Annotated in this window: 28 protein-coding genes; 4 read left to right on the top strand and 24 right to left on the bottom strand. The window is 47.4% G+C overall.

Annotation, left to right across the window (positions count from 1 at the left end):
* Positions 1–119: 119 nt before the first annotated feature.
* The 9 genes from MKY82_RS12990 to MKY82_RS12950 form a co-directional block, all read right to left on the bottom strand.
* A complete protein-coding gene (locus tag MKY82_RS12990) occupies positions 120–1,247 on the bottom strand; it encodes a glycoside hydrolase family 88 protein (protein WP_339296221.1) in 1,128 nt (375 codons plus the stop codon).
* 15 nt (positions 1,248–1,262) lie between these two features.
* Positions 1,263–2,144 carry a carbohydrate ABC transporter permease gene (locus MKY82_RS12985; protein WP_194542117.1) on the bottom strand — a complete coding sequence of 294 codons (882 nt, stop codon included), beginning with the start codon at positions 2,142–2,144 and terminating at the stop codon, positions 1,263–1,265.
* Positions 2,145–2,159: 15 nt separating this feature from the next.
* Complete coding sequence (locus MKY82_RS12980) at positions 2,160–3,119, bottom strand: ABC transporter permease subunit (RefSeq protein WP_071224370.1); 960 nt, start codon at positions 3,117–3,119, stop codon at positions 2,160–2,162.
* 84 nt (positions 3,120–3,203) lie between these two features.
* Positions 3,204–4,835 carry an extracellular solute-binding protein gene (locus MKY82_RS12975; protein ID WP_220685712.1) on the bottom strand — a complete coding sequence of 544 codons (1,632 nt, stop codon included), beginning with the start codon at positions 4,833–4,835 and terminating at the stop codon, positions 3,204–3,206.
* 145 nt (positions 4,836–4,980) lie between these two features.
* Positions 4,981–7,314 (bottom strand): AraC family transcriptional regulator, encoded by a 2,334-nt coding sequence (locus MKY82_RS12970; RefSeq protein ID WP_339296220.1) that lies wholly within the window; start codon positions 7,312–7,314, stop codon positions 4,981–4,983.
* A gap of 203 nt (positions 7,315–7,517) precedes the next feature.
* Entirely contained in the window at positions 7,518–8,267 is a 750-nt protein-coding gene (locus MKY82_RS12965) for a glucose 1-dehydrogenase (protein ID WP_339296219.1), read from the bottom strand.
* Positions 8,268–8,334: 67 nt separating this feature from the next.
* Entirely contained in the window at positions 8,335–8,751 is a 417-nt protein-coding gene (locus tag MKY82_RS12960) for a DUF2500 domain-containing protein (RefSeq protein ID WP_339296218.1), read from the bottom strand.
* Between the two features lie 223 nt (positions 8,752–8,974).
* Positions 8,975–9,157: a hypothetical protein gene (locus tag MKY82_RS12955; RefSeq protein WP_071224374.1), complete on the bottom strand. Its 183-nt coding sequence runs from the start codon at positions 9,155–9,157 to the stop codon at positions 8,975–8,977.
* Positions 9,158–9,355: 198 nt separating this feature from the next.
* Entirely contained in the window at positions 9,356–10,651 is a 1,296-nt protein-coding gene (locus tag MKY82_RS12950) for a YCF48-related protein (protein ID WP_194542112.1), read from the bottom strand.
* 224 nt (positions 10,652–10,875) lie between these two features.
* Here MKY82_RS12950 and tlp point away from each other — a divergent pair, with 224 nt between their 5' ends.
* Positions 10,876–11,103 (top strand): small acid-soluble spore protein Tlp, encoded by a 228-nt coding sequence (gene tlp, locus MKY82_RS12945; protein WP_071218157.1) that lies wholly within the window; start codon positions 10,876–10,878, stop codon positions 11,101–11,103.
* 120 nt (positions 11,104–11,223) lie between these two features.
* Here the strand turns inward: tlp and MKY82_RS12940 are convergent, their stop codons facing one another.
* From MKY82_RS12940 to MKY82_RS12920, 5 genes are read right to left on the bottom strand one after another with little or no spacing between them, the layout of a single operon-like run.
* On the bottom strand, positions 11,224–11,652 hold the full coding sequence (locus MKY82_RS12940; protein WP_339296217.1) for a spore germination protein GerPE: 429 nt from the start codon (positions 11,650–11,652) through the stop codon (positions 11,224–11,226).
* Positions 11,649–11,834: a spore gernimation protein GerPD gene (locus tag MKY82_RS12935; protein ID WP_071218159.1), complete on the bottom strand. Its 186-nt coding sequence runs from the start codon at positions 11,832–11,834 to the stop codon at positions 11,649–11,651. The genes MKY82_RS12940 and MKY82_RS12935 overlap by 4 nt, the downstream gene beginning before the upstream one ends.
* Positions 11,812–12,432 (bottom strand): spore germination protein GerPC, encoded by a 621-nt coding sequence (gene gerPC, locus MKY82_RS12930; protein ID WP_339296216.1) that lies wholly within the window; start codon positions 12,430–12,432, stop codon positions 11,812–11,814. Before gerPC ends, MKY82_RS12935 begins: the two co-directional genes overlap by 23 nt.
* A 47-nt stretch (positions 12,433–12,479) precedes the next feature.
* The gene (locus MKY82_RS12925; RefSeq protein ID WP_074961788.1) at positions 12,480–12,707 is read right to left on the bottom strand and encodes a spore germination protein GerPB; all 228 of its coding nucleotides are present in this window, start codon (positions 12,705–12,707) and stop codon (positions 12,480–12,482) included.
* Between the two features lie 18 nt (positions 12,708–12,725).
* Positions 12,726–12,947 carry a spore germination protein gene (locus tag MKY82_RS12920; RefSeq protein WP_071218161.1) on the bottom strand — a complete coding sequence of 74 codons (222 nt, stop codon included), beginning with the start codon at positions 12,945–12,947 and terminating at the stop codon, positions 12,726–12,728.
* Positions 12,948–13,069: 122 nt separating this feature from the next.
* Here MKY82_RS12920 and MKY82_RS12915 point away from each other — a divergent pair, with 122 nt between their 5' ends.
* Positions 13,070–13,531, top strand: a complete 462-nt coding sequence (locus MKY82_RS12915; RefSeq protein WP_260067449.1) for an Hsp20/alpha crystallin family protein — start codon at positions 13,070–13,072, stop codon at positions 13,529–13,531.
* A gap of 280 nt (positions 13,532–13,811) precedes the next feature.
* Here MKY82_RS12915 and MKY82_RS12910 read toward each other — a convergent pair whose 3' ends face one another.
* Both MKY82_RS12910 and MKY82_RS12905 read right to left on the bottom strand, forming a co-directional pair.
* Entirely contained in the window at positions 13,812–14,450 is a 639-nt protein-coding gene (locus MKY82_RS12910) for an NAD(P)-dependent oxidoreductase (RefSeq protein ID WP_339223291.1), read from the bottom strand.
* A 54-nt stretch (positions 14,451–14,504) separates the two neighbouring features.
* Positions 14,505–14,939 carry a MarR family transcriptional regulator gene (locus MKY82_RS12905; RefSeq protein WP_339296215.1) on the bottom strand — a complete coding sequence of 145 codons (435 nt, stop codon included), beginning with the start codon at positions 14,937–14,939 and terminating at the stop codon, positions 14,505–14,507.
* Positions 14,940–15,228: 289 nt separating this feature from the next.
* Here MKY82_RS12905 and MKY82_RS12900 point away from each other — a divergent pair, with 289 nt between their 5' ends.
* Entirely contained in the window at positions 15,229–16,167 is a 939-nt protein-coding gene (locus MKY82_RS12900) for an NAD(P)-binding domain-containing protein (protein WP_339223289.1), read from the top strand.
* Positions 16,168–16,291: 124 nt separating this feature from the next.
* On the opposite strand, the gene MKY82_RS12895 is transcribed toward MKY82_RS12900, so the two are convergent.
* The 6 genes from MKY82_RS12895 to MKY82_RS12870 form a co-directional block, all read right to left on the bottom strand.
* Positions 16,292–17,164 (bottom strand): carbohydrate ABC transporter permease, encoded by an 873-nt coding sequence (locus tag MKY82_RS12895; protein WP_071218166.1) that lies wholly within the window; start codon positions 17,162–17,164, stop codon positions 16,292–16,294.
* A gap of 21 nt (positions 17,165–17,185) precedes the next feature.
* Positions 17,186–18,043 carry a sugar ABC transporter permease gene (locus tag MKY82_RS12890; RefSeq protein WP_071218167.1) on the bottom strand — a complete coding sequence of 286 codons (858 nt, stop codon included), beginning with the start codon at positions 18,041–18,043 and terminating at the stop codon, positions 17,186–17,188.
* Positions 18,044–18,160: 117 nt separating this feature from the next.
* On the bottom strand, positions 18,161–19,510 hold the full coding sequence (locus MKY82_RS12885; RefSeq protein ID WP_216531134.1) for an extracellular solute-binding protein: 1,350 nt from the start codon (positions 19,508–19,510) through the stop codon (positions 18,161–18,163).
* Between the two features lie 358 nt (positions 19,511–19,868).
* Positions 19,869–20,756 (bottom strand): aldo/keto reductase, encoded by an 888-nt coding sequence (locus tag MKY82_RS12880; protein ID WP_339223285.1) that lies wholly within the window; start codon positions 20,754–20,756, stop codon positions 19,869–19,871.
* A gap of 124 nt (positions 20,757–20,880) precedes the next feature.
* Positions 20,881–21,654 carry a glucose 1-dehydrogenase gene (locus MKY82_RS12875; protein WP_220685724.1) on the bottom strand — a complete coding sequence of 258 codons (774 nt, stop codon included), beginning with the start codon at positions 21,652–21,654 and terminating at the stop codon, positions 20,881–20,883.
* Between the two features lie 81 nt (positions 21,655–21,735).
* Positions 21,736–22,239: a GNAT family N-acetyltransferase gene (locus tag MKY82_RS12870; RefSeq protein WP_339296214.1), complete on the bottom strand. Its 504-nt coding sequence runs from the start codon at positions 22,237–22,239 to the stop codon at positions 21,736–21,738.
* Positions 22,240–22,449: 210 nt separating this feature from the next.
* Between MKY82_RS12870 and xerS the strand changes: the two genes are divergently transcribed.
* Complete coding sequence (gene xerS, locus MKY82_RS12865) at positions 22,450–23,532, top strand: tyrosine recombinase XerS (RefSeq protein WP_194542099.1); 1,083 nt, start codon at positions 22,450–22,452, stop codon at positions 23,530–23,532.
* Positions 23,533–23,540: 8 nt separating this feature from the next.
* Here the strand turns inward: xerS and mobB are convergent, their stop codons facing one another.
* Together mobB and glp are read right to left on the bottom strand one after the other, a co-directional pair.
* Positions 23,541–24,041 (bottom strand): molybdopterin-guanine dinucleotide biosynthesis protein B, encoded by a 501-nt coding sequence (gene mobB, locus MKY82_RS12860; RefSeq protein WP_220685726.1) that lies wholly within the window; start codon positions 24,039–24,041, stop codon positions 23,541–23,543.
* Positions 24,038–25,327, bottom strand: coding sequence for a gephyrin-like molybdotransferase Glp (gene glp, locus MKY82_RS12855; protein WP_220685727.1), 1,290 nt, complete (start codon positions 25,325–25,327; stop codon positions 24,038–24,040). Before glp ends, mobB begins: the two co-directional genes overlap by 4 nt.
* Positions 25,328–25,384 lie beyond the last annotated feature (57 nt).

Below are 25,384 nucleotides of genomic sequence, written 5' to 3'. Positions count from 1 at the left end.
AGACATTCCGACAATGCTAATGAGTAAATTGTGAACAATGAACCCCACATATTTCACACAAAAAAGGAGGTGCCGCATAACACGCGACATCCCCACTTTGTTACACAGATTCTAATATGCTAACCTCTCTCATACCAATAGCCAGGTATCCCTTTGGTCAGCCGCAGCAAGGCTTCGAGGTAATAGTAATCGCCCCAGATCATATAATCATCCGGACCCGCACCGCCTCTGACGTAATAGGAACCATGCTTGATCAAGCCTTCCTCTGCTGCTTCACCGATGGTAGAATATTGGTTTACGAGAGATATCATCGACTTCTCAACGGCTTCTGTCAATAGCCCTTTATTGTCATCTTCTCCGTCCAGATGCTCCATTATCTCCAGCATGCCGCACGCCGCAATGGCGGAGGCGGAGCTGTCGCGAGGTGTACCCTCTTCAATCGGAACGTCAAAATCCCAATACGCAACATGATCCTCCGGCAAGTATTCAATAAAGAAACGAGCGGCGCGTAAAGCCGTATCCAAATATTTCGGATCACGGGTATAGCGGTATGAGAGCGCAAATCCGTAGATGGCCCATGCCTGGCCGCGCGTCCATGTTGATCCGTCATGATATCCTTGATGCGTTCCTCCTCGGATGGGGGTTCCATCCTCCGGATTGAAGTAAAAGGTATGATACGACGAATCATCACCCCGCATTAAGTAGCGTCGACTCTTGTCCGCATGCGCTACGGCGACGCGCTTGTATCGCTCATCACCCGTCTGATCATATGCCCAATACAGCAGCGGAATGTTCATCATGCAATCGATGATAATGCGACCGCCGTTCTTCTCGTCGCCTTTCCGGCCCCAGGCCTGAATATACTGACCCTCTTCCCGCCAGCGCAGCATCAGATGATCCGCTGCTTTCAAAGCGAGCTGTTTACCTTCTTCATGCTCATCCACAATCCACGCTGCCAGTGCAGAGGGAAGATACAGAAATCCGATATCGTGATGGTCCAGATGCCGCTGTTCCTGCAGGCGTTGCTTATAATCCTCCAAGTGTGCTATTGCCGTTTCCTTAAACAGGGGGTCTTTCGTGTATTCATAACACAGCCAGATCATCCCGGTGTAGAATCCTTCAATCCAGTCATTGCTTTCTCCCCACTCGTAACGCTTCTCTTCCGTGATATGAGGAAACTTCATCGGAAATTGACCGATATTCCGCTTGGTTTTTTCTACCGCATCCATAATAGCTTGCTCCCACATGAGTCAACTGCCTCCTTATTCTTTAATGGCTCCGATCATGACGCCTTTCACGAAATATTTCTGCAGGAATGGATATAGAAACAAAATCGGCAGCGTAGCCACCATAATCGTTGCATACTTAATTGTTTCGCCAACCGGCATCCTATCTCCCCCTCCTACCGAGGTCATCATGCTGCTGGTATCGTTCTGGATCAGAATTTCGCGCAGGATGAGCTGAAGCGGAAACAAGTCCCGGTCCCTTAAATAGATGAGGGCGTCAAACCATTTATTCCAATGCCACACCCCGTAAAAGAGCACCATGACGGCAATGACCGGCAGCGATAACGGGATGATGATCCGGAACAGAATGGTCCAATCGCTGGCTCCGTCGATCCGCGCGGATTCCTCGAGCGCATCGGGTACTCCTTGAAATGCCGTTCGCATAATAATCAAGTTCCATGTCGTCATGGCGCTTGGAATAATCAATGCCCAGTACGTATCGAGCAGACCCATATTTTTCACGAGCAGGTATTTCGGAATGAGCCCGCCGTCAAAAAACATCGTCATTACGATCAGCATCATGATGGTGCCCTTCCACATCACGTTTTTCCTGGATAAGCCATAGGCTCCGAGAGCCGTCATCAGAATGTTCAGCGTCGTGCCGACCACCACATAAAATATCGTGTTCAGGTAACTTCGGATAATATTGGGGTTCTCAAATACCATACGATAGGAATCCAGCGAGAAGCCCTTGGGCCACAGCAGGATTCCCCGGTGCTGAACGAAATCAGCCGGCGTGCTGATGGAAGCAAACAATACGTAGAGAAACGGGTATAACGTGACGATCGATAGCAAGCACAAGAGAATGACATTCGCAGAATCAAACAGGACTTCACTGACAGATTTTGAAGTTCGCATAGATGCCCCCCCTTTCTACCACAGCTTCGTATCCGTAAACCGCTTGCTGAGATAATTGGCTCCAATGAGCAGCATAAAGTTAATCATGGAATTAAACATGCCGACGGCGGCACTAAAGCTGTAGCTTGCTTCCAGAATCCCCTTACGGTAGACGTAGGTACCGATAACGTCGGCCGTCTCATAGGTAACCGGATTGTACATAATCAGGATTTTCTCATCTTGCAGCGCCATAAAGGACCCAATCCGCAGGATGAGCAGAATGATGACCGTTGGCAGGATGCCAGGCAGCGTAATTTGAAGCATCTGCTTCCAGCGGCCGGCACCGTCCACTTTAGCCGCTTCATAAAGGGACGGATCGATATTGGAAATAGCTGCGAGATATATAATGGAGCCCCAACCGACCCCCTGCCAGATCGCAGATGAGGTATATATGGTGCGGAACCATTCCGGCAGCCGCATGAATGATATCGGTTTGCCGCCGAAGTAGGTGATGATATGATTAATCAGCCCGTCTACCGACAAGAAATCCACCAGCATCCCGACAACCACAACGACAGATATGAAATGGGGAATATACGTAATGGATTGTACCGTCCGCTTAAATATGCGATGTCGTACCTCATTCAGCATTAACGCCAGCACGATGGATGCGGGAAAAACAAATATGAGATCGTATGCGCCCAGTATAATGGTATTGGTAACCACTCGTTCAAAGAAAAATCCGTTAAAGAATTCGCTGAAGTGTTGAAATCCGACCCACGGGCTATTCCAAATGCCGAGCCCTGCCGAAAAGTTCTTGAACGCAATCTGCAGGCCATATAACGGTCCGTAGTGAAACACGGCATAAAACGCCACAACCGGCAGCAGCATCAGGTAAATCGTGGAGTTTCGGCGAAAGTCCTTCGCAGCTCTTGCGCTGAACCTCTCTGGCTTGCTCTGTATCGTAACGCGGTTTGTCTCTTCCTTAAGCTGCACCGTATGCCCTCCTCTGACAAAAAAATCATTCACAGTTAGAGGGAGAATCCCGTCGAAGTCTCTCCCTCTTCATGCGCCTACAACTTAACGGCTGTTGAAGCGGTCCAGCGCGGCTTGCTGAATCTGGAGCGCTTCCTCAATGCCCATACCCTGTACCGTTTGGACAAATTGGTCAAAACCGCTGATCGGCTCCACGCCCATAATGAATTTGTTGACCATTTCTTCGTAGTACGTATTAATATCGTTCATGATCGAGGCATAACGCGTGCTTTCTTCTGCCGTTGGGGAAATAATCGGCATCAAACGGTCATTCTCCGCATTCATCCATGTCTCAATAGCCGCTTTCTGCTGAGGCAGCGCGGAATACTGCTCGATGTATCGGCGATCCTGGACGAAAGGTCCCGAATAACTAGCCAGGTTGTATTTTGACATCGCCTGGGTGATCGACAGCCCATCTGGATTTTTCATCACTTCATCGGTATAAGTCGGGTATCCGTCCTTCATCTCGTAGCTGACTCCCTCAACTCCGAAATTAAACAGCATATGTCCTTCTTCTCCATATTTGTAATCGAGCCATTTCACCGTTTCCGCCGGGAACTTGTTCGCTTTCGTCACAGCCGCCCCAAATCCGTTGAACGGCGAATCCTTCTGTCCAAGGACCGGTTTATCCCCCTTATTCAGGACAACGTTCGGAGCGCCCACCAGTTCTACATCCGGATTGCTTTTTATCATGAGCTCGGAATAGCGGCCGAGGCTGCTGCCCATGTAACCGGAGAAGGCACCCACTTGATTGTTGGTCACTTTGGCATCTTTAAGCGTGCCGTCCGTTGCCGCGTAATCCTGATCGATCAGGCCTTCGGCATACCATTTGCTCATCGTTTCCAAATAAGATTTGAATTCCGGTTGGATCGGTCCATACTGGACCTTCCCATCCACTTGATAAAATCCGGTTGTAACTCCCCATGCGCCGACAAACGCATGGTTGATGCCCGTCATATCCATATCCAGCAGCAGCGGGATTTCATCCGCTTGCCCGTTTCCATTTGGATCTTTGGTCTTGATCGCCTTCAATACTTCATACCACTCATCAATCGTTTCCGGTACGGGCAGCTGAAGCTGGTCAAGCCAGTCCTTGCGGATGATCAGGCCGTTAAAGGTCAGCAAATATTCGTCCCCGCGGATAAATGGAAATACGTAAATGTTTCCTCCGTCTGTCGTAATCAGTTTTTTATATTCCGGGTGCTCGTTCAACACTTTCGTTAGATTTGGTGCATGCTCTTCAATCAACTCATTCAGGCGGATGATGGACCCGTCCGAAATGGCTTTATCCGGACCTCCTGATACGTTGGCCCATCCATGCTCCACCACATCCGGCAAATTGCCTGAAGAGACCATGATGTTAAAAGCGTCTGCCTCCTGGCCCGCCGGCGGATGCTGGAACTTCACTTTGGTGCCTGTCGTTTTTTCCAATTCCTGATATGCGGCAATTCCGTTCATATCCTGCATCGTTGCAGAGGCATTTGCATTCAGCGATACCCAATAAGTCAATTGTTCAGGATATTCTGGGTCACCACCAACAGCCACGTCTGTTCCTTCCTTGCCTTTTTCCCCGGCAGGCTCCTCTGCCCCCGAGCTTTTTCCGCTGCATCCGGCAATCATAGCCACAATCAGCATAAAGATCACAAGTCTCACAACACGTTTCCGGTTTGTCTTCAAATCACGACGCCTCCCTTTTTTCCCTAATGAATGATCATTCGATAAGATTAGGCTTAGGTGGTTCCAACCAGCCCGCCCTGTTCAAATCGTAACGCTGAAGCGCTTACATCGTATACCGTACAGTTTCAACATCCATAAACAGGGATTAAGAATTGAGATGATCATTTCTTAAGGTCGATGATAGGGAATGCAGGGTTTCCTTGTATTTTCCCGGAGTGATCCCTTCGTATTTCTTAAACACCCGGATAAAACCGACGTCACTGGTATAACCGACGGAACGGGCAATGTGCGAAATCGTGTTTTTGGCATCCCGCATCATTTCCTTGGAGCGCTCGATCCGAATCTTGGCCAGGTAATCCGTGAGATTGGTGCCGCTGTTTTTCTTGAAGAAAGCCGACAGATACGGCGGTGTAATATCAAATTGCTCGGCAATGGAAGCCAGACTGATCATGGCATCGTCGTGATGATCCGCAATGTAACTCTTGATTTTCTCAAGCAGCAGCGAAGAGGAATCGCCCCTTTGATCTTTTACGTAGAGACAAACCTTGCCGAACATCCATTTCACTTCCCGGTAGAGCTCCTCAACCGTGCTCCCCTCCGTAATTTCTTCAAGCGTTTTGCCTGACTCGCCGAATATATCCTCGTACTTCAAATTCAAAGCATTCAGCAGCTTGAACATCGTACTGAGCAGGTTAGCGAACATGAGTCTGCCGAGCTCAGGAGAGATGGATTGTCCGTTGAAGTTATTGTGGTACAGACACTGGATGATATCTTGCGCCTTATCCGTATCCCCGCTTTTCATGGCGTTAATGAGCTGAATTTCCGTCTCAATGGGAAAATCATAATACACCTCCGTTTTCTGTTTCATTTCCTCGTACAATAAAATCGGTTTATACGCAGTAAAAATGGAATATTCCAAAGCCTTCAAGCTTTCGGTGTAACCGCTCGCCAAACATCCAAGACCTGTACGGATTTCGCTAATCCCGATCGTGATATCGGATTTAAAGCGCTGTTCAATCACCAGCTTCACTTGCTCTGCCCAATCGTACAGCTGGTCGACCTTATCATGCAGCGGTTCCGGCATGTTTAGAATAATGGCAACCAGGTTCTTCTCCAGCTCCACGGAATATGCGGTAAAGGGATGAATTTCTTCCGCCACCTTCCCGGTGACAAAACGGATCAGGGCCCATTCGCTTTCCCGCTCATTATGTATGAACCCGCTGGCATCCCTCAGCTCGATCAAGGCAACCGCAAAACTCGAATGCGGGAACGAGATCCCCATGAAATCCAGAGCATGATCGGACATATCCGCCGTATCCACGTTTCCCTTCAATAAACGCTGCAAAAAGTTAGACCGAATCACCGGTGTTTGCCTGGACAATTGCTCCTTCATCTCCGTCTGCTTACCGAAGGAATCCGCCATCGTCGATTTGATAAAATCATATTCGTTACGTACCTTACCCTCCTTAGCCGGATGAGATTGCCGGATGAAACGGATAATGTCACGCAAAGGGAAATACGCGCGGTAGGTCATGAACGCACAGGCCGCAATCCCAGCAACAAGACAGATGGCCAGAACGCCGACGGCCATTCGCTTGACCATATAGACCTTTTCCATAAACGCTTTTTCCGGCACGGCCGATACATATTCCCACCCGCTCCGGGCAGATCTTGTCGATACCGTCATCACTCGTGGATTATCCGCCTTTTTACCCGTACTGTGAACCTCGGGTTCACCGGCACTCAGAATCACTTGGCCGCTGGCATCCTTGATGTAAATGGTTCCGTGGTTTGTTTTCACAATCTCATCAAGCAATCCTGCGATCTGCCTCTCCTCAATCAGCATAACAAGCGCGCCTTTGGGATTGGCTTTCTCACCAAATGGAAGCGTTTGCATATATGTGAGCATGCGTTTCTGATTCAACCCTTTGCCAATTTCGGTCACGGGCAAATACCGGTTAAAGTGGATTCCGTGCAGAATATCTGCTTGATACTGTTGATAGGTTAATTTTTCATATCCGTAAATATCGGAAAACAAGACACGAGACGTTGTCTTTAAGGAGGGACTGAGAACCGTATCGCTCTCCCGTAAATATACGTAAAAATCGGTAATAAAACTGCTGCTGTTACGGTATCGCTGCATTTCCTGCATGAAAGTGTAGTAATTGTAGTTCTCGGTACCATTTTGAGGGGAGCTTGCCTTTAGCAGCGCATCCAGCCGCGGATGCGAAGTGATGTTCCGGGAAATCAGATGCATTTCATCCAATCGGCTGTCCACCACCTGCTTCGCCTGCTCGATCAGTGCCATGTTGGAGTTGTTGGCATTTTCGATCATTATCCGCTCGATTTGCGTATACAGTCCCCAGAACACGATGACCGGGATCAGCAGTATCACAAGATAGGACATGAGCAGTGTAACGAACACGGACACTCGATTGGAACGTTCATTTTTTGCACTGGTTGTCTTCAATTTCCCCATATCCACATTCCTTCCCATTCTTTAGATGTGACCTTCTTCATACTTACATTAATTACATCATACTGTTTTTATTTATCATGAACAGGTTTTCTTCAAAAATGTTAATGCATCACGAATTTGTATCATATACGAGAGTATCGGCCCCATGACTATCACGAAGAAGAGCGCCTTCCATGGGAAGACGCTCTAGATATTCAGATGAACTAAGGCTCATATATCATTTTGCGGGTCATGCCGCCATCCACAACCAGATGGGCCCCTGTGACAAAATCATTATCCGGATCGGTAAAATAAAAGCAGGCTTTGGCGATATCAGCTGGGGTTCCTACCCGTCCAGCTGGGTGCTGCTTATGATCCGCTGTACGAAGCTCATCATAGTTTCCCGTTTCAATCCACCCCGGACTTATACAATTCACCCGAATTCCATCGGGCCCCAGGCTTACGGCCATGGCATGGCTCAATGCGACAATGGCTCCTTTGGAAGCTGCATAAGCCTCCGAATTCGGCTCGGACATGATCGAACGCGTGGATGACATATTGACGATAGCCCCGCCATTCCCAGCTATTTTCATATGTACCGCCGCTTCGCGCGTTGCCAAAAAACAGCTTCGGGCATTCGTGTTGATCACATCGTCCCAGTCTTCAACCGTTAGCTCATATGGCGATTTCCAACGGGAGACCCCGGCATTATTAATCAAAATATCGATGGTGCCGGCATATTGGACGGCTTGGTTCATCAGGCGTTTAATATCTTCTTCCTTCCTTACATCGCAAGGGATGAAGACCGCGTTCAATCCTTGTTCCTGCAAGGCATTTGCCGCCAGGCTGCCCTGTTCTTCATGTACATCGCTTAATATCACTCGAGCTCCGCTTAGAGCATAAGCCTCAGCCAATCCGCGGCCAATCCCATGGGCAGAGCCCGTTATTACGACCGTTTTATCCAGAAATTTCATATGCCGCCCCTCCTTCTTCTTCATTATATACCACAGGAGAAGGCGTATATAAAATTAAGTCCGTCTCTTATTTAGGATGGTCATAACCGTGGACCACGCTAAGTTTCGCTCTAGGGTGCCTAACGAATCCGTAGTACCGGGTTCCCTGGAAACGCAGCAGTCCCTCGTCTCCTTCCGCGCACATGCCGAATTCCTCCCCATTTACAACAAACTCCATGCGGTCTCCGCTCTCCACTTCAAAGGTCAGATAATAGGTGGTACGAGTGCGGCTCGACATCGTATCATCCGTCTGCTGCGTATGTTTCACTTCCGTTCGTTTGCTCACGATCTTGGAATCGACCGATAGCAAAGGCTGTCGGTTATTCTGACTCCATTGCAAGATTCCCTTACCGGCCGACAGCAGAATGATCCCGATGACGACGATGAAAAACACGGGCATAACGCTGCCGAAAAAATCGAACATCCAAACTGACCCCGATCCCATACGGCTCCCCCCTCCACCTTGTCTTGAAATATGTATATGCTTTATTTCGGACAATTTAACTCATAGCTCATGGAAAGTTTGATTGAAATTTTAAAGAACTTGTCCTTTTCTGGGAGCACCAAAAAAAGCCGATGTCTGCACTTAACCAGTCATCAGCTTCTTCGCGAAGACTAGAACGTCCGCTTCCATTCATACTCTTCATGGTCATCTTTGTCATCATTATTCAATCGTAAGCCAATCTCATCCATTTCATCGTTTCTTCCTGTCCTGTCATTTCATGCTCCTCTGGTGTCATTTCCTGCTCATTCCAGCAAGCCAGACACTGCTCCTCGGTGTCGCATAAACATGCATCATCACAATGGTAGCAAAGGCGGAGGAAGTTAATCGTCATTTGATCGGTATGCATGAGGATCGTCCCCTTCTAAACAATTTGGAGTATCTGATTACATCTTTATAGTAGCATACATGGAGGTTAATGTTTGTGATTAATTTCACAAAATAAACCGAAAAAAAGCTTTATCAAAACTGATAAAGTCGCGGTTGATAAAGCTTTTTTAATCTGGTCTTTTTATTGGCATATTCAAACACGTATTCTCGCCACAATCTATAGACCCTGCCAGGTTTCCCCACCGTCACTGCTTTTCATTAGTCGCGATCGATTCTTGTCCGTTGTTTCAATCAGCATCCAACCGACATCAGACGATGTAAATTGCAGTTTCACCACGTTCGGATATTTGGCGAGATTATCGTTCAGGAGCTTGCTTCTCGGAAATGGCTTCCAGGTCTTGCCCATATCATTCGTATGATAAACAATACCGTTCACCATTCTCCACCCGTCATGAAGCCGGCGGAAAACAGGCTGAATGGAGCCCTTGCCGGTATCACCCGTCATGGGGAATGACACCAAATTCCATGATTTCCCCGTGTCGGCCGTAAAGTAACCCAAATAGCTTGCCTGATCATCCTTCACGCAGGTAACCGGTATATAAACCTCGCTTCCGTTACTTCCTCTGCCCAGAAACTTGGGGGCGCCGGCAAAGATCGAACCGCACCGATCCAGCAGCTTGCTCTTAAATATCTGTCCGGAGGACTTCCACTTCTGGCCTCCATCACGGGTAATATACAATTTGGAGGATTGCATTTCACGGATGGTCGCAAATCCGACAAGCGAATCCGTGAAGGTTAAGCCGATGATGGACCCTGTTCGTGGAATCACGCTGCCGGGAACACGGGATGTAGGATACTCCGTATTCTGCATGACCTCTTCCCATAACCCGCCATTATTGCTGGTTCGAAATAGCGACTTCTCCTCAGAGCCCCGGGATAGATCGCCTTTCGCCATAATCCATCCCTGCTGAGACGAAACGAAGGACATGGCCGTGACGACACCCGTCTCCGGCAGCGAAGAAAGCTTCCAGGTGTCTCCCCCGTCCGTCGTATTGAGCAGGATCGTTTCGGCTGATCTCTGCTTGTTGCGTATAATCCAACCATGTTTTTTATCCGTAAACACGATGTCTTTCCCATACTCCAGCTTATCAACGAACTGTACATTGGAGGATGGAGAGATATCAACCCACGTTTCGCCATAATCCTGAGTCTGATACAGACGTAATTCCGTGTTCGTTATCCCCCAAGCAATCCCCGTTGACTCATTCAAGAGTTGGAAATCCGTCAACCGTGTATGTATCTGATATTTGCTTTTTTCCTCGGGTGCTTTCATCGCCGTATCCGGCGTTACTAGTGTAATGGTCTGACCTTCTTCTTCATCTTCAACCGATTCAGGAGGGCCTTCTACTGTAGAAGTTTGCTGTTGTTTTATCGGTTCTGAGGTACAGGCTGCTAACATGAATGCCATCATCATCAGCATACTGAGCCAGACTATAAAACGACTTGATCTCAAGAATTCTTCCTCCTCTTATTTCGATGTCATGCTGCAAGTCTGCTTTTTCGACATTATAACATATTCCGTCCAACAGAAATGTAAAGAACTGACTTGCAAAATTTACAATACTGTAGCTTTTTTGATAGTGTCAGTCTCATATGCATAAGGATGTTTTTATGATGGAAAACTATTTGAGGTGTGTAATTTTAGCAAGACAGTTGAATTTAAGGAGGTGAAATGTCATGGCTAAACCCGATAATCGCGAAGACAATGTAGAGCATCTGCAGCAGGCGGTCCAGAACACGATTGAGAACTACCGTGAAGCCGAAGATTATCTCGAGGAGTTTGGAGATGAAATTCCGGCAAGCGAGAAAGAACAGATTCAAGATCGTAATGCTCGTCGTGAAAAGAGTATTTCCGGCTTCCGGGAAGAGATCAAAGACGAAGCTGCTCATCAGCAAGGAGAATAATCCACAGATCAACATATAAAACAGGAGGCGCATATAATGCTCCTCCTGTTTTGTACATATCGTATTAGCCATGAGACATCACCTATTTTGAATCAGCTGTCTCAATCGAGCCGACTTAGATTATTCCTTCTTCACGAAATTCTTTTTGACACTGACTCCCTTATAATCCTTTAAATATTCGGGCGCGCCCGTAATAAAATGTCTGATTGCCTTCACCCTCGATTCCAAATCCATGGTATCGTTCGGACCCACCTGTACAACCGACGCAGATGCAGTCGCTATAATATCGATACATCCCACATGAATCTTCTTATGGTCTTGTATAATGTTTAGTTCTACGTCTGATTGCGGCGGCCATGCGGGTATGGATCGGGAAAATATCGAGTAATCCTCATAATCTCCCTCGTCTTCAAAAAACACCGGCACCTGCCGCTGAACCGCCAATGCGCGTGTATTGGCATCGATATGTCCCGATTCACCGCATATACATGCTGAACTATCTGAAATATTGATGATATACATGTGATCAACATGTGAATGACGTTTCATGGTGCGGAACCCGGGGATAACGGAACAAGCGGGCTGATCTGCAGTGATTCGGAAGGTGTATCATACATGGAGGAGCTATTAATCACATGGGTATCTCCAATCAACAGTACGGACGAACTTGAGATCGCCGTAATGCGGATCGAACCAACCTGGAGCTCTTTATTGACGACTGTCATTTTCATTTGAATGCCACTTCCCTCGTTGCAAATTAAGAAGGTGCTGCTCAACTGCTGAAGCGATCTCACTCTTCATTTGTTTGATGATCGATTGCTCTACCTCTTGCGGGTTCATGGTTTCCCTGTTCGTATGATATTGCTTCAAATACACCGTAATACGTTCACCGAGTTGTTTGCGTACATCTTCAATAATAACGGCAGCATATTCATCACCAAGCACAAGATGGGCTTCGGGAATCATGCGCTCGATCTGCTCGGGTACTGTATCTTCTAGATAACGTGATACATTCTGATAGATGTTCGAGTACAGTTCGCCGCCCGAATATCCCGACTGGGACAGTTCTAACGGCGGCTGACCATTCACGGTAATATCGTCCAGGGACTGCCCATCCTTTGGCATCAGTCCAATATTTAAAGTGCCTTCCAACTTTTCAATTTTCAATAAATCAAAATTATATTCCACCCGATCTATCGTTTTCTCGCTTCCCTGTCTTAATCGATCTATTTCACTGCGCATTTCCTTCAGCATTTGTTCCATTCTACTCAGCTGCTCTGACTGGGTATGAAGAATATGGAACAATTGCTGTATATAATAATCGTACATGGAACCGCCTCCCTGCTCCTATACAATCTATGCGCAGGCCATTCACCTCATTCTTGTCTATACAGTCCTTCAGTCGGAGCAGGTAGAGGAACCAGGGGATTGTTATTAGGCTGAGGCTCAAATTCAGGGGCAGGGCCTGTAAATCCACCCGTATTATAAATATTGGACAATGCCCGGATCTCTCCAGCGGTCCCAATCTGCAGCACCGAAGAATTCGTTACCGCCTCAACCCGAAGCTGCTGTATGTTAATACATTGATGTACCGTTAGATTCACAGTGGATCACAACCTTAATTAAGCATTAGCCGAATCAATCAGGTCCGGATCAATGGTGTTCAAGCTGTTGGCCTGGTTGTTTGCAATATTCGTGCCAATATTGTCACCGGTGTTGAACGAGTTGGCGCCGGAATACGTTTTTGTGGAGCTGTTTAAATCAATGACGCCTGTATTTCCAACCAAGACCGTAGAACTGGGGCCCACGTTAACAATCTTCATATTGCCGATAATCGAAACCACAATTCCACCTCTTCATTCAAAATCATACGCTTGGATTTATTCTATGTGGTTGGATGCCCAGATGTCACTCTAACCTTCCTTCGCCCATACAATGAAATTACAGAACGAAGGAGGGATATCTAGTGAACTCAAGATCCAAGCGCCCTGAATGGTTATCGAAGGACTCTTTTTTCAACAACAGTTCCTTTCCATTCAAGGATCTTAATGACCTCAATGAGGATTTTCAGCTGGATCCAACCGTCATTGAAGATTATGTGAAGGATACGATAAGACAAGCAACGGCCGGAAATGAAATGCTGCCTAACCCCTATACGCTTCGATACGAAACTTTTGATACTCATAACTTTCTGGTTGTGAAATGCTATGTACCCAAACGTGTCCATCCGGAAAATTTATGGATTAAACTTAATCGAACACAGATCAAAATCCACGGTTTGCCAAAAGATCAAAGCCAGACCATCGTCTTGCCTGTCCCCATTCTTCCTGCGCAAAGCATCGCGACCTATAAACAGCCCACTTTACAAATTAAGATGCCTAAAATGTCTACAGGCCGATTTCGCGATATCAATATTCGTTTCTTATGAACGAAGATACCTTACCCGTTAGTCACAATCTGAAAAAACCTGCGTACAACATTGGTTGTATGCAGGTTTCCCCACCATTTTATACTTAAGTGACAGGGTCTATATGGATGGTCGGGGTGCCAGAGAGATAGAAGTGGCTAGATAAATAGAGGTTATTCAATTATTGTGAATTTTTCATATGTTGAATTACTCATTTATTGAAACAGTTATTTCGCATCAAAACAAGCTGATTTCTAATGAAATCAGCTTGTCGAGATTTATATAAAGGTTGTTGCCGGGCTTATTCCGCCTCGGATACTACCGTATACCGCTCATGGATATGCTTCGGCTGTTCAAGCTCATCCAATACCGCAATCGCGTAATCTGCGTAGCTGACATAGCTTTGACCGTTTGAATTGACAATGACATGGTCCTTGCCTTCCTGATAGCTGCCCGTGCGCTGACCGTGCGGATTAAAGAACGCTGCCGGACTTAGATACGTCCATTTCACATCGGAAGATTGTTCCAGGTCTTTCAAGTTCTCACTGGCATGAAATGCCGTCGGATAGTATTCCTTAGGAAAATCTGGAGTTTCCAAGAGTCGCAAGGTTTTGGCTTCATCCACGAACAAGCTTCCGGCCCCACCCATCACAAACAGTCTGGTATTCGTGCCTTTCAGAGCTTCTATCAATACCCGGCCAACCTCCACATATTGCGTTTCTTGCCCGGGCGCCGCCGCAAAGGCATTCACGACGACATCGAGGCCCTGAAGATCGGCATTCGTCAAATCCAGCACGTTCTTCTCCAAAATGTTCACGCTCGAATCGGAGATCTTGGAAACATTCCGTACAATTGCCGTTACCTCATGACCGCGTGCTTGTGCTTCCTTGAGAATCAGACTTCCCGCTTTCCCTGTCGCACCGATAATACCAATCTGCATTGTGAATCTCTCCTTTATCAATTGTATATGCAAATGAGGGACGAAAAAAAGGCTTTATTTTCCCTTTTTCAATATTTCACTGGATTCATGAAGAAGTTTAGTTAACTGTTCGCTATGTTCCTTCCCCAAGAGGGAAACATACTGTCCATACAGCTGTTCAAAATATTGGTTCAGCTCCTGATATAACGACTTCCCTTCATCCGTTAAGAAAATATGCGTTTCTTTCCATTCAGATTTGCGCTGTACTAACTGCTTCTCCTCCAGCTTATCGATGAACCGTGTGCTTGTGGATGGAGCAATGGACAACTTATCGCTTAGCTCTTTCTGCGTAATGCCGGGATATTGATGGATCACCACCAAAACGTAGGAATACGTAGGAGATAAGTCGGCCTTCGCAAAAGCATCCTCCGCCATCTTGGTCATCGAACGAGCAAACCGATTTGAAGTAAAAAACAAGCATGAGCTCAGTATGGAATCATCTATGTTCATAACCAGACACCTCTCATTTGTATATACAAATTAACACAGCACTAATATATTGTCAACAACTTTCTTTTAGTTAGTTTATGATTGATTTTATTATGATCGTCGTAATTAGGTACGTTCAAAAGCGTATATAGTTTGATTGAGAGATAGAGAGCGTTATTCTTCATTGTTATGAATTTTTCATATGTTGAATTACTCACCTCTTTTTGGAGATTAAAAATAACGATTGACCTTGACATTAGTGTCAAGGTCTACACTATATTCGTAGCCAACACTCAAGGAGGAAAAAAAGATGGAACAATTGAATCAAAATCATGGTCATGGGATCGAACCTAATGTTCGTGAAACTCAGCAAAACACCAATAAGGAACATGTGACCGTGCTCGGGCTCGGCCCTATGGGCCAAGCGCTTGCCGGAGCTTTTATCAAGAATGGCCATGCTACAACGGTGTGGAACCGGACAGCTGCTAAGGCCGACCCACTTATTACACAAGGTGCAGTGCTTGCTCCGACTGTTCCGGATGCCGTGCTTGCCAGCCAGCTTATTATCATCTGTGTACTCAATTATGATGCAGTCCGCTCCATTCTCTCTAATGCGACTAGCGCATTGAAAGGGAAAACCCTTATAAACCTGACAGCCGACTCTCCTGAACGTGCACGCGAAATGGCGGCTTGGGCAGCCGAGAACGGTATTAACTATATTGATGGTGCGATCATGACGCCGATAACGACCATTGGGCAGCCTTCAGCCGTTGTTCTGTACAGCGGGCAAGAGAAAGTATACCGCAGCCACCTGGAAACACTTTCCAGTCTGGGAGGGACCGCTTCGTTCCTTGGGGAGGATCCCGGTCGTGCCGCAGCCTATGATGTTGCATTGCTGGATGTGTTCTGGACAGCCATGAGCGGCTATGTACACGCTCTGGCTATCGCACGTGCTGAGAACATTGCCGCGAAAGACATCGCCCCCTATGCGCAAAATATCATCAACATTATGCCGGATATCATGACCTATATCGCGCAAGATGTGGATCAAGGCGTTTACCCTGGTGAAGGCTCTAGTCTCATCTCCAATATGACAAGTATGGAGCATATCATCCACGTGGCCGAACATCACGGCATCGATAGCAGCGTTTTAAACGCAGCAAAAGCCATTGCCCAAAGAGCAATCCATGCCGGTCATGGAGAAGATGGTTTCTCACGCTTAGTCGAATTTAATCGTCCAACTGCTTAAATTGCTGATTCAACTCTTGCTTCAGATTAAAAGACTAAATGGAATATAACAACGAATAGGCAAGTCAAACAGGTGACGACAAGGTCCCCTCTTGACTTGCCTATTCGTTGAGTTCGCTCTCTTCTTAACCCTTGACAGCTCCTTCAGTCAAACCTTTTTGAATATACTTTGAGATAAACAGGTATACAATCAGCACCGGAATAACGGTCAACGATACTGCCGTAGCCATCAGACCAAAGTCTGTTCCGTATTGGGAGCTGATCTCATTCAGCAATGCAACGATCGGCCGGACATTCTCTTTGTTTACAAAGATCAGCGCTGAGAACAAGTCATTGTACGACCACATAAATACAAATATACTCGCCGATGCAAATACCGGCTGCGAGATCGGCACGAAGATCTTAACAAACATCTGCCATCGGTTACATCCATCCATGAAAGCCGCCTCTTCAAGCTCTTTCGGTATAGTTGCCATATAACCGGCAATCACCAAGGTGGCAAACGTCAGATTGCCTGCCGTTTGCGGGAAGATCAGGCCCCAATATGTATTGACCAGGCTCGTTTTGATCAGCAGCTCGTATACCGGGACTACGGTTGCAAACGCTGGAATCAACAAAGTCGCATACAGAATGGAATAGATGGTGCGCTTGCCCCTGAAGTTGAATCTGGACAATACATAAGCGGCTAATCCCCCGAGCAGTAATACCAAGAATACGGTACTGAAGGACATCACCAAACTATTGATATAACTTCTTCCGATATTAATGCGGTCAAATGCGTTCTGATAGTTCACAAACACCGGTTCCCATGCGATACCAAAGGAATTATTCATCACATCGCGAGAAACCTTGAACGAGTTGTTCACGATCCAGAATAACGGATAAATGGTTGTTAGGGACCACGCTGTCAAAACAACGTACATCAACGTGGTGCCTAAATTAAACCGACTCTTCCTAACGCGCTGAGTTTTGTGTTCAACGACGATGGTTGGCTCCATAACAGTACACCCCTATAATGCTTAGTATGTAATCTCGTCTCTTTTCAACAAACGGTTGGCAATTAACGCAAGCAGTACGCCAAAGACCACCATGTATATCGCAACCGCTGATCCGTAACCAAAGTTCTGATCCACCATGGCCTTTTTGTACATATACGTTCCCAGGACTTCCGTTCCATTCTGGCCGCTTGTAATGACCCAGATGAATTCGAACACCTTCAACGTACCCGTAATGGCAAGTGTGATAACAACCTTGATGTCACTCATGATGAGCGGAATTGTAAGCATCGTTGTTTTCTTGAGCCCCGTGATTCCTTCCAGTTTTGCAGCCTCATAATAATCCGCGGGTATTTTGGACATCGCGGTCAAGAACAGAACAAAATAAAAGCCCACATAATGCCATACCGTTGGAATCGATACCGCCTTTAGCGCATTCTTCGCATCCAACCACAAAATCTTCTCAATATTAAAGTTCGCCAGCAAGTTGTTCAGTAAACCGAAGTTGTAATTGTAGAACAACACAAATAATAAGGAAATGGCAGTACCGGAGATGACAACCGGGAAGAAAAAGACCGTTCGATAAAAACCTTTGAGCTTGGAAATGTTATCTACCAGGACAGCCAACACAAGCGCGATCCCCACCTGAAACACGATAACATAGAGCATGATTTCGAGCGTGTGCAATGTTGCAGCGCCAAGCAGTTTATCCGTAATGAGTCTCTCATAGTTAGCCCCTCCCACAAACTTTTTATCGAAAAAGCCGCTTGTGCGATAGAAGCTGAGATACAAACTCTTAAAGAACGGATAATATAGAAAGATTGTCATGATGGCTGCTGCGGGTAATAAAAACATCACAATATACTTGCGATCACCCTTCATATTAATCACCCTTGATGTTTATTTTTCTTCAACGTCCATGCCGAAATGACTACGCCGCCCAAATGAAAGCAGAGGGGCGGCGTACGTCACTTTTATTTCTACCGTTTCTGATGAAAACTATTTTTTGTTGGCATCCTCGGTTTTCTTCGCTTCTTCGATCGCTTGAGTAGGAGTTTTCTTGCCTTCCACTACAGGTTGGACGCTAGCACGAAGGTTACCAAACGTTTCTTGCGAAACTTTACTGTCAACCGGCGCGCTGATGGAAGCTGCTTTCGCGGCCATAGCGAAACCGTCAAGAGCTACTTGGGGCAATCCAGTCACTTCAACGTCAGCCGCAGGTGTACCACCGTTAGCCGAAGCGATTTTTTGAATGGACGCCGGGGAAGTCAGATGTTTCAGCAAGGCGATTGCTGCTTCTTTTTTAGCTGCGTCATCATAAGTGGCTTTGGAGAGATAGAAACCGGAACCGAAGCCGCCGACGATATCGTTACCGCTGCCAGCGCCGTCAGGAACTGTCGGGAATGGCAGTACTGTAGAGTTGTCACGGGTTTCATCGCTCCAACCGCCAATGGCCCAAGATCCTTCGATAGTCATGGCAGCAAGGCCTTCACTGTAATAGTTGCCGGACATGCTCAGGTCGATTGTTGCCGCATCTTTAGGGAATGCGCCAAGGTCATACAATTCTTTCATAGCCGCATACGCTTTTTCCCAGTTTGGATCGATGCCTTCAAGCAGACCTTTGTTTTGGCCTTCAGGACCTGCTGCAGACAAAATGGTATGCTCGATCAGATAGTGCGATTGGTCAAATGGTACGGACAAAGGAATAATGCCTTTGGCAGATAACGTTTTCACAGCTGTGGTCAATTTCGCCCAGTCTGTTGGAAGCTCCAAACCATTTTCTTCGAAGATTTTTTTGTTAACGAACAAGCCTTCATAGAAACCGGTCAATGGCGCTGCGTAAATGTTACCGTCTTTTTGCTTGGCAAGCTCGAGCGCATCAGGAATGAAGCCGTTCTTCCACTCAGCGTCCGCGTCGAGAATTTCGTTCAACGGCACAACTTTACCGGCATTGACGAATCCTTCTGCGTCAGCCCCGATGAAGTAGAACAACAAGTCAGGCTCGTTGCCGCTGTTCATGTCGGTGTTCACTTTCGTTCTGAAACCGTCATCATTTGCTGACATGGTGTCGTTGTCTATCTTCACGTTCGGATGTTCCTTCGTGAATTCATCCAACGCTGCCTGGAAGGCTTCGCGAGCTGCGTCAGTTCCTCCGAAAGTCGAGAACACGCGGAGTGAAACCGGAGCGGCTTCATCCTTCTTATCATCGGCCGGCGGAGTTGTTTCCGTCTTCGGAGTTTCTCCTCCTCCAGCAGCAGGAGTGTTAGTGCCACTGTTGTTACCGCATGCTGCGAGGAACATGGAGAGCAGCAACATGACACTCATGAGTAACATGGAAGTCCTTTTCATTTCTAATCCCCCTAAGTATTTTTTCAGAACCCTATGTAAATACTTGCTGTCTACCAGAATTTTATTCCAAGCCCTACTGGTTTCAAAGGGGGACATTCATCTTCTACAGGGGGAAATATTTCCATATTAATCTTTTATTCGCTTCACGCCTCCTTTTTTAGACTAGAAAATGTGCTAGGTATCGAGAAACCAGGTAAAATAAGGTAGTTGCTAGCTGATGATATTGATCGGTACTTCCCTATTGTGAATTTTTTATATGTTGAATTAACATCATTAATTTTATTACCAGCATTCGTATTCTTTTAAGCCGCAAAAAAGAGCCTGTCGAGAGAACTCGACAGGCTCTTTTTTAGATCACTTACACCTTACCCACCCAATCCGCACCGGCAACCTCTCGCCAGCGGTTGCGGATCGACTCGTAAATATCCTCCGGCAGCTGCCCTTTTTCCAGTAACGCAGCATTTTGCTCCCACCGCTCCGGATTTGCCGTACCGACGATGGCGGTAGCTACGCCCGGCGTGCTTAAAGTGAATCTTAACGCCGTTTCAACGCCTTGCTGAACATCGGCGAGAAAATCGTAATTCAACTCGCCTAGCCGGATCCAATAAGGATAAGCATAATCCTGTTCGCTTAGCGTTTCGTTCTTCCAGGCAACATTGGCTACCGGACGTTTGGCAATGATCCCTATGCCCTGCTTCATGGCAAGCGGAATCGTGAGATCGATCGCCTCCTGGTCGGCGATGTTCAGCGAAGTTTCAAAGCTGTCGAACACGCCGGTTTGAAGGGCATAGAGCGCATCGGTCGAATCGCCGCTGTAGCCGATGTACCGCGTTTTCCCCTGCTCCTTAGCTCTTCTTAACACTTCAATCACTTCGCCCCGGCGCAAAATCTCTTCCGAGCAGCTGTGAAGATGGATGACATCGACGTGGTCCACCTGCAGTCGCTTCAAGCTGCGGTCAATGCTCTGCGCAAGCATCACGGGATCCCAATCCGGATAATCCAAACCGGAAGCGTGGCCGCATTTCGTAAACAGGTAGTAATCATCTCTTCGACCTGACAAAGCCTTGCCGATTAATTCCTCGCTGTGGCCATAACATTCCGCGGTATCAATCATGTTAAGGCCTGCATCAATGGCGCTGTGCAGCAGCCGGTCAACCGTCTTTTGATCCGACTGGCCGATCTCGGCCCCTCCAAATCCCAACACACTAACCTGCATGTCCGTACGTCCAAATGCTCTTCGTTCCATCTTCCTTCACTCTCCTCCCTGTTCATCCCATTCATCATTACCCGACACGAATAAACCTGAAAGCCTATTTTCGTTACATTTTCGATTTCACTATATTTATTCTGTTTGAAAGAATGCTCCCCTGCTAGAATCCATAAATGCTAAGACCGCCATCCACCAGCAGCGTTTGCCCGGTCATGTAATTGGCAGCCTCCGACGCCAGGAAAACGACAGGTCCCACCACTTCTTCCAGACTTCCCACGCGCTTAAGCGGTGTCCGGTCCAATATGGCCTGCATATAAGCTTCATCATTTAGCAGCTTCTCCGTCAGCGGAGTCCGGAAATACCAAGGTCCGACCGAATTAACCTGAATTCCATACTGCGCCCACTCCATCGCAAGCACCTTGGTCATATGGATGAGAGCCGCCTTCGTTGAACCATAAACAACGCCTGTACGAAGAGCCGTGTGTCCGCCTACGGAAGAGATGTTGATGATTCTTCCATTGCCCTGATCTTTCATAAATCGGGCAGCCGCTTGAGAAGCTACAAAAGCCGATTTCAGATTGGTTTGCACAATCACGTCCCATTCCGAATCCGTCACTTCCAGCGCAGGCGTACGAATGTTCATCCCGGCATTATTCACCAGTATGTCGATTCGTCCTGCCTGATGTACAAATTCTCGAATCGCTCCCTCCATCTCTTCTCTTACGGTCAGATCACCCGGCAGCACAAATGCCTGACCCTGGTTCAAGCTCTTGATCAGATATGCGGTCTCCTCCAAATCGCTTCGGGTTCGGGACATCAAGCCGACATCGCAGCCAGCCTCTGCCAATCCTATGGCTATGGCGCGTCCGATCCCGCGTCCAGCCCCTGTAACAAAAGCTTTTTTCCCTTCCAGATGAAAGCTCGGTAAATACATCCGAATCCCTCCTAAGCATTGATCTGTAACCAAATTTTATAAGCAAACAATGGAACGTTCCTTAACATCCGTGAAACAATTCTAGGAATTGAAATATTGCGAAGGATTGTGGCGAACCGGATCAATATATTCCTCATATCGGCCGCCCGTATAAGCTTCAATGACTTTTCGCCAAAAAGCCTGCGCCGGTATATTACTGCTGATTTGCGTCACCTTCCAGCGTCCCTGGAAATGAGCAAACAGCCGGGTTGCCGCCCAAGTCCCTAATCCCGTACGCCGATATTTTTGCATAACGAAAAACTCCGTCATGTAATAGTCCGCATCTAGGGCATCATCCATCCGCTCGATCAAGGCAAACCCGGCTGGCCGTTGATCAAACGTTATTAAATAAGGATATTTACGTTCTCGTTTTTTCCAGAATTCATCCAGATCCGGATAGGGTAAAAACAGCCCTTGATCATTTACCGAAATATCCAGATACTTGGTAAAATCATATAAGTACAATTGCATCAAGTTTACGATAACGGCTTGTTTCCGCTTGGGAACCAGCTCAATTCCCATACGTTCACATCGATCTGAAATCATGCTGCCGCCTCCCTAAAGCATCTCATCTATCATTTTAATGCTTCTTATCTTCATCGTATTATCCGCTCATTGTGGCACAAGCGCCATATCGGGTTCGTGAGAATCGACCATGGTGATCTGACACATGCAAGCAAGATCGACTTTCCATATGTTACACTAGTAATTAATGACACATGTCATTGCTATAAAGACAATCATTCGAGGTGGAACATGAATATACAAAAAGATATCGACCGTGCAAGACTCGATGAGAAATCGCCGGACATGCCTTGGTTTGTACAGCAATTTATCGACTACAAGCTCCCGGATCTCTCCCCCTCCACCCTGCTCGAATATGTAAGGGATTATGAAACGTTCTTTAATTGGCTCCGTTCGGAGGGGCTGTCACAAGCAGCCTCGAACCGCGAGGTAACGCTGCTTGAGCTGGAGACGCTGCGCATGGACAGCATCACCAGTTACCGGTTATATCTGACTACACGCCGGGAGGGGACCAACTCCAGAATCACGGTTTCCCGCAAGCTCTCATCGCTGCGCTCCCTGTTTCATTATTTAAGCCAGATTGCGGAAGACGAGGAGTTTTACCCGCTTCTCAAGCGTAACATCATGGCTAAAGTAGAAATTAAGCGAATTCATAAACCAAAAGACACGGCTGCCAAGTTAAAAGGAAAAATACTGGAAGAAGAAGAACTTCAGGATTTCATCACTTACATTCACGAAGGTTATGGGCTGGATGTGGAGCAGAACAAACAGGCGCTTTATGCGCATGAACAAAATAAAGTCAGAGATGCCTGTATCGCCAGCCTCATATTAAATTCCGGCCTTCGTGTATCCGAAGTGGTCAATTTGAATCTTGCGGACATCGACCTGAACAATAAAATGCTGCATGTCTATCGTAAAGGTAATAACGACGAAACCTTTAAGACCCCGGTCTACTTCCGTGCGCAAGCCAAAGACGATCTTGAATATTATCTGCAGCTTCGGCAGGCCCGCTACAAGGTGCCAAAAAAAGAAAAAGCTCTGTTCGTTGCACTGCGTAACGGCCAGAATGAAGGGCAGCGCATGACCAAGCGGGCGATTCAGGCGATGATCATCAAATACGCCAAGCGTTTTGGCAAGCCGTCCCTGACCGTTCATAAGCTGCGGCATTCGTTTGCCACCGACTATTATCTGCAAAATGATATTTACAAAACCAAAGAACAATTGGGACACGCGTCCACCGAGACAACTGAAGTGTATGCCCACTTAACGGACAAAACGATGTCCGAGGCGATTGAACGCCGCTCGGAGGACTAACTTCTTCATCATGACAGCAGCAGCGACGTGATCCGCTCCGTGTCATTCCAAGTAAATAGGGGAACCGCTAGCCGCTGCTGCATCTCATGCAGGGCTGACGGTTCCTTTAGCATTTCAGGACGCACGACGATACCCCGGGTCTCCTTAACTTGATCCAGCAGCCCCATGTCCTCCGTTCCCCGCAGCAATACGAGCTTTGGAAAAGGCTGCATCTTATAGCCTTCGACAAGCACCAGATCAAAATCACTGTACAAATGGATCAACGACGCAAGTTCCAGCTCCGTTTCCATCAGCATCGCCGTACGCCCCGGTGAAGCGATGGCGATCCCCTCCGCTCCCGCCTCTCGGAATTTGTACGTGTCCGTCCCTTCATGGTCCATTTCGAATCCGTGCCCGTCATGCTTGATGACGGCTGACCGAATGCCATGCCGTTTCAACTGTGGGATCAAGCTGGCAATCAATGTGGTTTTGCCGCTGTTTTTATAACCGCATATCTGGAAAACCTTCATGTCCAGGCCCCCGGCAGAACGAGAACTTGTACGGTTTGGCCTTTAACGGCACCACGAAGCTCTGGCGGAATCACGATTAAACAGTCACTGTCTTTAATCGTGATCATGACACTTGACTCATCAAGGGAAGCAGGTGTCGCTACAAGCTTGCCGTTTGACACCTCCAGGCTCCCCCGGACGAAACGGGTAAAGTTGTTCACTTTCGAATAATCCGAACCCAACTCTGCCGTCCATTCGGTTAAAAACAACTGCTCCATGCCAAGCATCTTTCGGATCGCAGGTCGGACAAACAACAGAAATCCCACATAACAGGCCCCCGGATTACCCGATAACGCAAAGAGCAGCTTGCCCTCCTTCACAGCCGCGGTTGTAACACTTCCGGGCCGCATTGTGACTTTATTAAACAGCATGTCCAGACCTCCGGATGTCACCAGCTCCCCCATAATATCGTAGTCGCCTACAGATACGCCGCCTGTCGTCACCACGATGTCATACACCTGGAGCGCTTCTTCCACCTTTTGGCGGGCGAGCTCGATATCATCCGGGATCGCCTCCATAATCACCGGGACACCACCGGCTTCCCGAATTTGCGATGCGAGCATATAAGTATTGCTGTTGCGAATTTTACCAGGTTCAAGCGGCTCGGTGATTTCCAATAGTTCGCTGCCCGTCGAGAATATTCCTACCACCGGTTGACGATACACTTCAACCTGGTGTATGCCAAAGGTGGCCAGAACCGAAATTTCTCCAGGTCCGATGAGTGTTCCTTTGCGGAGGATCAAATCACCTTCCTGAAGCTCGAATCCGAGGGGAGTAATATTCTTCCCCGTCTCGATGGACCGCTTGAAGCCTACATGGGTAAGGCCATCCTCTGTTCGAAGCTCCGTCGCTTCAAGCATAACGACAGCGTCTGCCCCTTCAGGCACCTGAGCGCCCGTCATGATGCGGGAAGCCTTGCCTTGCTCGATTGAAATGGAAGACACATATCCGCACGGGATCTGGTCGACAACCTCTAGCCACACCTGTTCCCCTAAATCGCATGCGGCTAAATCCGCTGATCGAACGGCATAACCGTCCATGCCCGAACGCGCAAAAGCCGGAAACGGGTGGGGCGCGATCACATCGGAAGCCAGCACACGTCCATCGCTGTCCTGCAGCCGAATAAGCTCCTCCTGACCAAGCTCCGCATTAGAAACGGCTAGCCTTTGCGCGTCCCTTACCTGCAATGCACGCCGATCAAATTTATGATTGTGTTTCTTAGGCAATATCGAATGATTATCCTTCACTACGCATTCCTCGCTTTCTGACTCAAAGAAAAAACTGACATTCTTACTGTACTACAT

The organism is Paenibacillus sp. FSL W7-1279 (genome assembly GCF_037969845.1).
In the GTDB taxonomy this organism is placed as follows: domain Bacteria; phylum Bacillota; class Bacilli; order Paenibacillales; family Paenibacillaceae; genus Paenibacillus_AQ.
Note: the sequence above shows the minus strand (reverse complement) of the source record. Positions and strands in the feature narration are given on the sequence as shown.